This is a genomic window from Desulfuromonas versatilis, assembly GCF_019704135.1.
Taxonomy (GTDB): Bacteria; Desulfobacterota; Desulfuromonadia; order Desulfuromonadales; family NIT-T3; genus Desulfuromonas_A; species Desulfuromonas_A versatilis.
Genome location: NZ_AP024355.1, coordinates 4,220,124 through 4,230,869, shown reverse-complemented (window position 1 = coordinate 4,230,869; position 10,746 = coordinate 4,220,124). Strand labels below are relative to the sequence as shown.

Sequence of the window (10,746 nt, the reverse complement as noted above, 5' to 3'; positions counted from 1 at the left end):
GAAATAAACTCCGCCGGGCCGGGGCCCGGCGGAGTTAAGAATCGAGAGGAGTGAATCATGAAGCGATACAAGAAGCTCAGCATACTGCCACTGCTGGCCGGGCTTATTCTGCTGGGTTCCGTGACCCCAGGGGAGGCGTCGGTCTACTTCCAATGCCCCGGATATGTTCAGGGGGTTTCCAGTGACACCAACGGAGACGGAATTCTCCGCGGCGCAGAAATTGGCGCTGCCGTGCCCGAAAGCCAGGTCTGTATCCACCTTTCCTCGGGGGACGGCTTCGTCAACATGGCCGACAAGGTCCTTGACCCCGACGGCAACGGCCAGGGCCACCTCCAGTACATGTTCGGCTTTGCCAACGTTACCGGGGTGCCCGACAGCCAGGTCATGAACGTGGGGATGCTCGGGGCCGAGTTCCCCGCGCCGACCATCAACGTCCGCGAAGGGGATGATGTCTACCTCTCGCTGACCAACGTCGGCATGATGATGCGCCCGGACCTCTTCGACGCCCACACCGTCCACTGGCATGGTTTTCCCAACGCCTCGGCCATCTTCGACGGGCTGCCGGATTCGGGCGTCGCCATCGGCATGGGTTCGACCCTGACCTATTACTACAAGGTCGCCGAATCGGGAACCTTCATGTATCACTGCCACGTGGAGGCCGCCGAGCACATGCAGATGGGGATGCTGGGCAACCTGTACGTCGAGGCGAAGCAGACCTACGACGGGTACGCCCCCAACGGCATCCCGGCCGGCAGGTTGGGCGGAAATCCCGACCCCAGCGCTCCGCTCGGCTATGCCTTCAACGACCAAGACGGCTCCACGGCCTACGATGTCGAGTTTCCCGTGCAGATTTCCTCCTTCGACCCCGTCTTTCACGACAACCACATCAACGTGCAGCCCCTGCCGTTTGCCGACATGGAGGACACCTACCCGATGATCAACGGCCGCGGCTATCCGGACACCATCAATCCCGCCGAGTTGGGTAGTTCCCCGGAGAACGGCTTCCGCAATGCCCAGAAGATCGACGCCCGGATCATCGCTGCCCCGGGGCAGCGGATCCTGCTGCGGATCACCAGCCTCTCCACCACCTCCTACCACACCTTGAGCATCATGGGGATCCCCATGAAGGTGGTGGGGAACGGCTCGCGGAAACTCGGGCTGGCCAACGATACCAGCAAGTACTATTACACCAACTCAGTTACCCTCGGCGGCGGGGAGGCGATGGAGGTGATCCTCGACACCCGGGGGCCGGACGGCATTCAGGGCAACGCCGACGACATCGCTCCGGGAACCTATTTTCTGTACACCACCAACCTTGATCACCTGGCCAACAACGAAGAAGATTACGGCGGCATGATGACCGAAATCGTGATTCAGTAAGCAAACGGCCCGAGCATCCGAAACGGAGGTTTTGATATGAACTATTGCAGGATAAAGACCCGAGGACGGACCGTTCTGCTGACCGTCGTGCTTCTGCTCTGCTTCGCCGCCACGGGGATGGCGAAGATCGACGGCGTAACGGACCTGGGATTGAGCCCCGTGTTCAACCTGACCGCCAAGCCCGGTCATGTGAGCACCCCCGACGGCAACAGCATCTATTTCTGGGGATATGCCGATAACACTACCGGCCAGGTACAGTATCCCGGTCCCACCCTGATCGTCCGGCAGGGGGCCACGGTGACCATCAACCTCACCAACAACCTGGCCGTGCCCACCTCGATGGTGTTCCCGGGGCAGAAGGTGACCGCCAGCGGCGGGACCCCGGGGCTGCTGGCCAGCGAAGCGGCCCCCACCACCGGAACCGTCAGCTACACCTTTACCGCCACCAACGCGGGCACCTACACCTACTACAGCGGCACCCAGCCTGATCTGCAGGGCGAGATGGGGCTGTTCGGGGCGTTGATCGTGCGGCCGAACAACTTCAATGCCGCCAGCCCCACTGCCTACGGGGCACCGACCTCTGCTTATGACAACGAATACCTGTTCCTGCTCAGCGAGATGGACCCGGACATCCACATGAGGGTGGAAATGGGATTCCCTGTCGACACCACGGCCAACCATCCGGTCAACTGGTTCATCAACGGCCGCGGCGGCCCCGACACGGTGGCTCCCGCCGGCGCCGAGGCCGCCTGGCTGCCGACCCAGCCCTACAACTGCTTCCCCCGGGCCACCCCCGGGCAGCGCGTGCTGCTGCGCTTCATCGGTGGCGGGCGCGATGGCCACCCCCTGCACACCCACGGCAACAACTTCGACCTGATCGCCCGTGACGGGCGGGCGCTGGAAAGCGCCGTCGGGGCCGCGAGGGCTGCGGAGGTCGGAGTGGTCCCTGACCTGGCGGTTTCGGACTTTACCCAGTCGGTTTTCCCCGGCGCCACCTACGATGCCATCTTCACCTGGACCGGCAAGAACCTCGGCTGGGATATCTACGGGACCACCGACAAGATGCCCCACACCTGCGTCGATTCGGGCAACGGCTTCGACGCCACCACCCACGAGTGGTGCGCCGACCACGACAAGCCGCTTCCCGTGATCCTGCCGGACATCAAGGACCTGGTTTTCGGCCAGTTCTACAGTGGCAGCCCGTACCTGGGTGCCGCGGGGCAGTTGCCGCCCGGCGAAGGGGGCTTCAACCAGAATGCAGGTTTCTTCTTCATGTGGCATTCGCACAACGAGAAGGAATTGACCAATAACGACATTTTCCCCGGCGGCATGATGTCCATGTTCGTGGTCGAACCGCCCGGAACTGTCATTGTTGAATAAGCCAGGGGAGGGCATAAATATGATGTTAAAAGGATGCAGACACCTGGTGATGGCCGCTCTTCTGGTCTTTACCATGATAGGAGCCGCCCAGGCGGCGTTAGTGGAATACAGCCTCCATGCTGCCAGGGTAGAGGCTACCATGCCCAGCGGGGAGGTGGTTCCCATGTGGGGGTTCGGCATTGATGGGGCGCCGGCCAGCTTCGTCCCTCCGGTGCTTACCGCCACGGCGGGCGACACCTTGACCATTCACCTGACCAACCATCTGACGGCAGAGCCGGTGTCGGTGGTCATCAATGGCCAGAGGGCGGCCAGCATGGTGCCGACCTGGACGGATGGCAACTCGGCATTGACCAGGGCCGCCAACGATTTCACGACTCGGGTTCGGTCCTTCACCCATGAAACCGGAGCCGCAGCAGCCGGCCCCCCCCCGGTACCGACCGGGCCGGTGGATTACACGTGGACGGATCTTAAGCCTGGCACCTACCTGGTGCAGAGCGGTACCCACCAGTCGGTGCAGGTTCCCATGGGGCTGTATGCGGTGTTGAAGGTCCATGCGGCAGCCGGACTTGCCTATCCCGGGGTGCCTTTCACGAATGAGGCGTCCCTGCTGTTCAGTGAAATTGATCCGGCTCTCAACTTTGCGGTCGACGGCGGTACTTATGGAACTGCTGCCTACATGACTTCGGTGTCCGTGGGTTATAATCCGAAATATTTCCTGATCAATGGGGCACCCTACAGTGTTGGCGCCCCCCTGAATATCGGAGCAGGAATTGCGACCGAGAAAATTTTGCTCAGGTTTTTAAATGCGGGATTAAGAGGCAGGATGCCGGTTGTTCAAGATGGTTATTTCAAGCTGATAGCTCAGGACGGCAATCCTGGAGCCTCAATTCCAGAGCAGTACTCCCTTGACCTGACACCCGGCAAGACCGTGGATGCTGAACTACTCTTAGAGCGACAAGGGAGCTACAAGATATATGACCGGGCCATGGGGTTGACCAATTCTGGTCTGTCAAGTGGTGGGATGCTGGTCAATCTGAATGTCGCTCAAAATATGCTTTCAGTGGTTTCCCCCAACGGAGGCGAAACCCTCACTGGCGGTACAATTCATAATGTCCAGTGGACCCCCCGGGCCGGAGCCGCAAATTATCTGCTCCGCTACTCCACTAACGGGGGAACAACCTGGTTGCCCATTGCCAGCGTTGCGGGAACCAGTTTCGATTGGACGGTTCCCTCGGCCGACTCCGCCAACAGTCTGGTCCGTGTGACCGCCTATGATGCAGGTGGCGCATGGCTTGGCAATGATGTGTCGGATGGGCCCTTTACCATCACCCCTGGCACTCCCCCCAGTGTGCTGGCGGTAGTCAGTCCCAACGGCGGCGAGACCCTGGTGGGTGGAACCTCTTTTAATGTTGAGTGGAGCGCTCACGCTGGGGCGGCAAATTACCTGCTGCGTTATTCCACCAATGGAGGAGTCAACTGGCTCACCATCGCAAGCGTGACCGGAACCAGTTTCAATTGGACGGTTCCTTCGGCCGATTCCGCCAACTGCCTGGTTCGGGTGACCGCCTACGGGGCCGGCGGAAGCTGGCTGGCCAATGATGTATCGAATGCCCCGTTCACCATCACCCCAGGCACACCTCCCAGCGTGCTGGCGGTTGTGAGTCCCAACGGTGGCGAGACTCTGGCGGGTGGAAGCTCCTTCAATATTGAGTGGGATGCTCAGGCTGGGGCGGCAAGCTACCTGGTGCGCTACTCCACCAATGGCGGGGCAAGCTGGCTGCCCATTGCGAGCACTGCGGGGACCAATTTCAATTGGACGGTTCCCTCGGCCGATTCCGCCAACTGCCTGCTCCGTGTCACCGCCTATGCTGCCGGTGGTGCCTGGCTGGCCAATGATGTGTCGAACGCACCGTTTACCATGACCCCTTGATCCTTCCGGGGGGTGCTCCCGGGGAAGCAAGCGGGAGCGAAAACTTGGCTTTGCCTAAAGATGATCCCCCTCGCCGATGCTGGCGGGGGGGATTTTTTTGGGAAGAGCGGCAGGGGAAATGAGAAGGATGTTGTCGGGTTGGACCGCACTATCGATAACACCTAATTTCGACCGACCCCAATCCGTTGCATCAGTACTGCCCAAACGAACTTGGGCAATACAAGCTGCCTGCGCCAGCGTTTCGGTTCCTGGATGAGACGATAAAGCCACTCGGTCCCTGTTCTGCGACACCACGCTGGGGCCCATCTGGTCTTGCCGCTGACAATATCGAATGTTCCTCCTACTCCAATGCAGAATGGCGCATTCATGGTCTTCCTGTGCTCGGCTATCCAAAATTCCTGCTTGGGTGAACCCATGGCAATAAATACGATGTCGGCCCCGGATTCATTGATTTTTCGAACGACTTCCGTATCCGAATGGAATTGGGAATAGCCATCGGCCTGTCCGACGATTTGGAGGGATGGATTCGATTCCAGCAATTTTCGGCCGGCGATTTGATTTGACTCTGGAGTAGCACCTAAAAGAAAAACCTTCCACCCTTGCCGTGCCGCCTCCTGAATGAGTTCGAAAAACAGAGCAATTCCAGTGATCCTGGGCGGGGCCTTGCCTTTGAGAATCCGCAGGGCAAGTGCAGTGCCGACTCCGTCGCAAATGCCGAAATCGGCGTCGTTCAAAATCTTTTTCAAGCTTTGGTCAGAAAGGGCCCGGCAAATCTTTTCCGGATTAATGGCCACGCTGAAGGCTTTCCCCTTGGCCTGGATGATGGCACCAATACAGCCGATAGCATGGGAATAGCTGGAAAACGGGGTGATGTTGACCCCCAGAACGGGGATGGAATCCGGTGGGCTATTGGGGTGCATGAAGTCGCCCTCCGGTATTTCGAAAAAGCAGATACTCGGTCAGAGCATGAAAGGCCCAAGCCTGACCCCAACGCATGTAGGGAATTTTATTGGTCATATAGCGTCCCTTCCTGAAATAGAAAAGCCCTTTGTGGGGGTCGTACATTTCCTTCAGGGTCCAATTCAGAATACGGTCCGTCAGTTCCTGATACGCATCGCCTTCCCCGGAGAAGAAGACGATGGCTTGAGCGGGGGAGTGGATGTCGATCGGATAAACCTTGTTGTGGTAATACTTGGGAGTTCCATCCTCCAGGAAGAAGTGTCCTGCATAGAAATCAACTCCCCTCTCAAATGCGGCTTGGAACTCCGTCGCCTCGCCCAATTGCAGAAACCAACGGATGGCCTGCAGGTTGAATCCCGTGTGGAAGGAATCGATCCAGCTTTGCATCGCCGTTTCGGCGTAATACCATGACCCATCGTCGTGCTGATGTTTCATGCTGTAAGCGAGGCTGGATAGTGCAACGTCTCTTAGCCGCTGTTCTCCAGTAATTTTGTAGAGTCGAATGAGGAGCGACGCACCGAGCAGGTTGGCATTGTGAACTGCAGTGTTATCGATAGGGGTATAGCTGAAACAAAAGGTGTCTCCATCCTTGGTTCGGTGTAGATCCTTAAGCAAAAAATCTTTGATGGGTACGGCAAGATCCAGGGCCTTTTGATCGCCGGTGAATTGGAATGCATCCAGCAATGCATGGCCAATGAAACCGGAGTTGACAATAGTGGGGGTATATTGGGGCACATAAAAAGCGCGGGACTGCCAGTCGAAATTATAGCCCCAACAATTTCCGGAATAACCTGCGCTTTTGCACATGTTGAGCAATCCGAGCAAATGTCGAATATTGTTCAAAGACCCCGGTTCCTTATTGACATGGTACAGTTTCCCATATCCACCTAGAAAAAGCCCAAGGCCTTTAGGGTTGTGGCCTTTGGCGAGAAGAACAAAGGGCCGAAGGTTGAGCGGAAGCCGGCGGAAGAGTTGAATCCAGGCGATCCGCCCATATTTTCGGTTAAAACACAGCGCCCTGACAATTGGGCTGTTCAGGGCATCGTAAGGATCAAATCCAGAAAAATCCTCTTGTTCGACATAGTGGCACAAGGCCCTGATCTGTGGTGAGATGTCCATTATATCGTCGAAAAATATCCTGAGGTGATTTATTCAAAAAGTATCACTGAAATATAGGATGTTAAACAAGATCGTTGTGGTAAATATTCTATATTGTAAATAGCGATTGTATGGTAAAAGTTTTACAAAAACAATTTTGGTGACTTAAAAAGTGTTTTTTGGGCCTTGAATTTAGAATAATTTTGAATAAATTTGAGAAAAATCGTTGCAGATGACCTCAGCTCTGAAAGAGTTAATGGCTCGATATTTAATTTGTTCTTTTTGTTGCCTAATGTATTGAATATTTTGTATTGACCACTTCATGTTTTCAAACAGACTGAAAGAGTCTTTAGCAGGAATAAGTCTGCCATTTTCGTTTTCTTTGATGATTTCTGGCAAGGCCCCAACATTAGTTGCAATTACAAACAATCCTGTTGTTAGCGCTTCGAGGACGCTTGTTGGACAGCCTTCGGTCCATGATGGAAAAATATAAACATCAGATTTAGACAATTTTACAAATTTAGAATTTCCATCAAGTCTACCACTAAGTTTAATTTTATTGTTTAAAGAATGTGTAGATAAATAATCATCAACAAAAATTTGCGTATCCTTTGATTCAAAATGACCAATAATGTCAAAATCAAAATCTTCGCTGCTGCAACGCAGCATTTTTATTGCCTCTAGTGTCTCCTTAATTCCCTTTTGTTTTGAGATTTTTGAAAGAAAAACAAATTTTGTCGGTCCTTCATTGGGTGCTGTGGTGGTTTGAAAGTACTTAATGTCAACCATGGTGGTTGTAACAAAAATTCGATCACAGTCTATCCCAATACTGATTAAGTCTTTTTTGAAATCATTAGATAAAACAATGATTTGATCACAGAATTTTAAAAAAGAAATAAAAATAAATTTATATAGTTTTTTTGAACATATTTTCTGGAAAAAATGTTTTCTCCATCCATGAAAAAAAATTATGGTTTTCTTTCTTAATATTTTCGAAATCAATATAACTATAAAGTCTCTAGTTAATGGAACAGGAATAAGTGATGGATTTACTTGTATCGCGGAAATTGAAGAGTCACAAATGCACTTTAAAAGCAGTTTGATAATTGAATAGAAGAAATGTACAGGGTAAATTGTGCGTTTTAATATTGGTCTATAAAACAAACACATGGGGGACCCGATTGAAAAATGTTCTACGGCAAATGAGGGATTGCTAAAATATTTGAAAAATATTGAAAAAAAATTTGCAACTCCGCCTTCATGGTTGAGTGAGTTAGATAGAATCAAAATTTTTCTTTTTTTATCCATTAGCGAGGCCTGTAAAAAGGTGTTCTGGATATAAAGGGAGAGAAAACTATTAATTGCAATGGGAAGGAAAATCCTTGAAAAAAATTAAATGCAATTATGGCTAGCAAGAGGGAGTGTCCTAGGGTCTTATGGTACGACTTTTTTATGTCTTTTGCTAGAGATGCCAGAAAACAGACAAGGAGCATGAAGCCGATAAGGCCGTAAATTGCTAATTCGTCTAAATATCCATTATGTGCAAATAAAAAAACACCCACTTCATCATACATTGCTATTCTGTAGTGATGTAAGCCAATGCCTCCAATAAAATAAATGAAATCTTGGTTGCTTATAATTGAAAAAGAATCAGCCCATAGACCAAACCTTCCGGAGCTAATAGAATCAATGTCGCTTGATTTACGGTATTTGGTTTCACCTAAAATACGTGTTTCAAGAAGGCTGTAATCAATTGTCGAGTATAGGAGGATGCCAAAACCAAATATTAAAAACAAAAAAGATATGGTTTTCCTTAGATTTTTATAATTCTTGATTGTAATAAAGATTACACCAGCAGCAAGGGAGATGTAACCAGCCCTCGCCATGGTCATTATTTCTACATAAAATAGAAATAAGCAGGTTGTTCCTAAAAACCATTTTAGTTTTTTGTTCCTTTCGTTCAAGAAAAAATAGAAAATTATTATAAAAGCAAATGAGACAGATATGGAGGCTGCATGGGGGTTTTGAAATATGCCTACAAAGCTGTGACCACTATAATCACCCAATCGTGATAAATCATAAGTCTTGCCTATTTGTTGAGTTAATCCTAAAAAAAACGGTATTGTAGATACAGTTACAAACAAAGCAAAATATATTAGAAATTTTGTTGAAAGATTTATTTTCTGATTAAGTAAACAATAAAAATGAAAAAATAGTATTGGAAAAAACCTTTGTCCTGTGGAAAAAAAATCATATGTGGGGTTGTCTGACGATAATCCGACAAGGAATGGCCATATTGCAAATAAATAACCCCAAATCACAGTATTCGGAAAATTGCCGAATTTTTTCTTTGAAGATAAGAGGAAAATAAAGACTATCAGGAGAAAGGCTATAAAAATTTTCCATATGTGGGACACTTTAATGCCAGCGATATATTCATTCTCAAAATGCAAAATGAAAAATAAAATTAGGAGCGCAAATATGTATTTTAAGTGTCTCATTTTATTATACTGTTTTGCTCTGATGTGGGATGAGTATTAATAATCACCCTATGCACCAGCCTGGTGCATTGATAAGAGGCCAAGTGGGAAATCTGTAGGGATTTCCATTATTGCCTTGTTCTGGGGAAAGGGCGTTCATCTGGTATGCTTTGGCTTTTTGTCGGTTGGGTGAGGACAGGTCTTGCACCGGTCCCATTTCTTTTTTATTTTCAATGGCTCTAAGGTTCCGACGTTATTTGTATTCTTTGAATTGCTTTTTTAAATAATTGAATATAGCTACGACCAATAGTTCTCTCGGAAAAGTCAGATGGCAAATTGATGGCACTTAGTTGGGAGTCATCCATTAAGGCAAATATCCTTTTGATAGAGTCGTAAATTTCACGTTCATCATGGAGACAAGTAAAACCAAATTTTATGTTTTTTGAAAAGTCCCTTATTGGACTTTTGGGGGGCGTTATGGCGATAATCGGTTTTCCGGTTGAGATATAATCAGCAAACTTGCTTGGCAAGAAGGGGCTAAATGGCATATTTGCTTCTATCAAAAGAAGGGCCATGGATCCGTTTGCGATTGCATTGGCCTCATTTGGCGAGACAGTGTTGAGATATGCTACTAATGATTCCATATTGAGGTTTTTCACCATCTGCCGGAATTCATCACAAACATTTCCTACCATGAGAAGTCCATGGAAGTGATCAGGAAACTCACTGTGAGCTCTTTTTATTGCAAGTAGTAGCGGCTTGCTAACCCTCTCCCTTGATAAGTTTCCTATATGGGATAATCTTTTCAATGAGGGATTTTTATTGTTGTTTCCATGTGATCTTCCTATGTGTGGAATGACAAGGGATTTTTTTTTCAATTTGGCCGTTGTTCGTTGTTCCATTAAGTCAATTGCATTCCAATTGGTCATGTGAATATAGTCGCATCTGTTTAGAATGTTTTTTGCAAAAAGCAATTGCAGTTCCCTAACCACGGGTAAAGAAAAGCCATTGTGTGGAGGAGGGTTTATATGTGTTGGCCAAGGATCGCTAAAAGAGGAAATCCAAGGAATGGACGGGAGAAGTTTTTTTATATTTAAACCTACAAAATGGGATTCAAAAGGCATTGATGTTGACATAATTATGTCAGGTGAAAAATTTCGTATTAGTTTTTTACCTTTCTCGGTGGCATTGTTTATCCAGGCAGTATTTTTATTGCAAGTATTGATCTCCTCCAGGACTCGATAAAAAATTTTGGCAGGAAGGGCTTTTTTGTTTGGGAACTTGGTGAAGGGCACATAATCGACTTGGAAGTCGACCTGGTCTCCTCTGGTAGAATTCTCGCCTGTCGAATCTTTTGGCGTTCCGCAAATTACCGAAACTTCACATCCCTGGGCGGATAGAGCTCGAGCAACCTTGCCTATTTGAATGGCCCTGGCGCCGCCTGCGGGAGGGAATATTTTGGAGATTAACAAAACCTTCATCGGTGTATTTCTGCTTATGAGAATGGGGCAATATTTG

The 10,746-nt window shown here is 49.6% G+C and carries 8 protein-coding genes; 3 read left to right on the top strand and 5 right to left on the bottom strand.

What is annotated here, in order from left to right; translation table 11 throughout:
- Positions 1-57 precede the first annotated feature (57 nt).
- Genes DESUT3_RS19075 through DESUT3_RS19065 form a run of 3 tightly spaced genes read left to right on the top strand, consistent with a single transcriptional unit; the run spans position 58 to position 4,690 of the window.
- A complete protein-coding gene (locus DESUT3_RS19075; protein WP_221250083.1) occupies positions 58-1,380 on the top strand; it encodes a multicopper oxidase domain-containing protein in 1,323 nt (440 codons plus the stop codon).
- A 36-nt stretch (positions 1,381-1,416) separates the two neighbouring features.
- Entirely contained in the window at positions 1,417-2,760 is a 1,344-nt protein-coding gene (locus tag DESUT3_RS19070) for a multicopper oxidase family protein (protein WP_221250082.1), read from the top strand.
- A gap of 49 nt (positions 2,761-2,809) precedes the next feature.
- The gene (locus DESUT3_RS19065) at positions 2,810-4,690 is read left to right on the top strand and encodes a multicopper oxidase domain-containing protein (protein WP_221250081.1); all 1,881 of its coding nucleotides are present in this window, start codon (positions 2,810-2,812) and stop codon (positions 4,688-4,690) included.
- Positions 4,691-4,851: 161 nt separating this feature from the next.
- Here the strand turns inward: DESUT3_RS19065 and DESUT3_RS19060 are convergent, their stop codons facing one another.
- The 5 genes from DESUT3_RS19060 to DESUT3_RS19040 form a co-directional block, all read right to left on the bottom strand.
- Positions 4,852-5,610 carry a WecB/TagA/CpsF family glycosyltransferase gene (locus DESUT3_RS19060; RefSeq protein WP_221250080.1) on the bottom strand — a complete coding sequence of 253 codons (759 nt, stop codon included), beginning with the start codon at positions 5,608-5,610 and terminating at the stop codon, positions 4,852-4,854.
- Complete coding sequence (locus tag DESUT3_RS19055) at positions 5,597-6,769, bottom strand: hypothetical protein (RefSeq protein WP_221250079.1); 1,173 nt, start codon at positions 6,767-6,769, stop codon at positions 5,597-5,599. The genes DESUT3_RS19060 and DESUT3_RS19055 overlap by 14 nt, the downstream gene beginning before the upstream one ends.
- Before the next feature lie 171 nt (positions 6,770-6,940).
- On the bottom strand, positions 6,941-8,056 hold the full coding sequence (locus DESUT3_RS19050) for a glycosyltransferase (RefSeq protein WP_221250078.1): 1,116 nt from the start codon (positions 8,054-8,056) through the stop codon (positions 6,941-6,943).
- A complete protein-coding gene (locus DESUT3_RS19045) occupies positions 8,056-9,165 on the bottom strand; it encodes an O-antigen ligase family protein (RefSeq protein ID WP_221250077.1) in 1,110 nt (369 codons plus the stop codon). Before DESUT3_RS19045 ends, DESUT3_RS19050 begins: the two co-directional genes overlap by 1 nt.
- Positions 9,166-9,467: 302 nt before the next feature.
- Positions 9,468-10,709 (bottom strand): glycosyltransferase family protein, encoded by a 1,242-nt coding sequence (locus DESUT3_RS19040; protein WP_221250076.1) that lies wholly within the window; start codon positions 10,707-10,709, stop codon positions 9,468-9,470.
- Between the last annotated feature and the right edge of the window lie 37 nt (positions 10,710-10,746).